1 protein-coding gene is annotated in these 322 nt (G+C 45.7%); it reads right to left on the bottom strand.

The features are described 5' to 3' along the window. The coding region (locus ACFILA_RS09800; RefSeq protein WP_375661154.1) for a hypothetical protein at nt 1-322 on the bottom strand (322 nt) is incomplete at both ends.

The raw sequence follows: 322 nt of genomic DNA, 5'->3' as shown, positions 1-322 counted from the left end.
TTATTGATGGATTCAATCATTGGCCCAGCTTTTGAAGCCGAACCTGTCAACGTTGTCCATGTCGCAATCATCTTATTCTGCGTAATGTCATATTGCGCACCAGCACCAACAAGCGTTTGCAACTGTCCAGCTATACCGGATAAAGCACCTGTGAACAGGTTAGCAGCTGCCGTAGCTCCAAATAAGTGACTAAACGTACCACTAACTTTTTCAGCTCGTGGTTGCATTTCTGACAACCGTGCATTGACATTGCCTAGCCATCCAGTTGGAGTCTTACGCATTTGAGCGTTTAACTCTGCGACACGTTGACTGGTTTCATTCA

Origin of the sequence: Bartonella sp. CL71SXKL, assembly GCF_042194935.1 — a bacterium.
Taxonomy (GTDB): Bacteria; Pseudomonadota; Alphaproteobacteria; order Rhizobiales; family Rhizobiaceae; genus Bartonella.
This window is presented reverse-complemented; position numbering and strand designations above follow the sequence as displayed.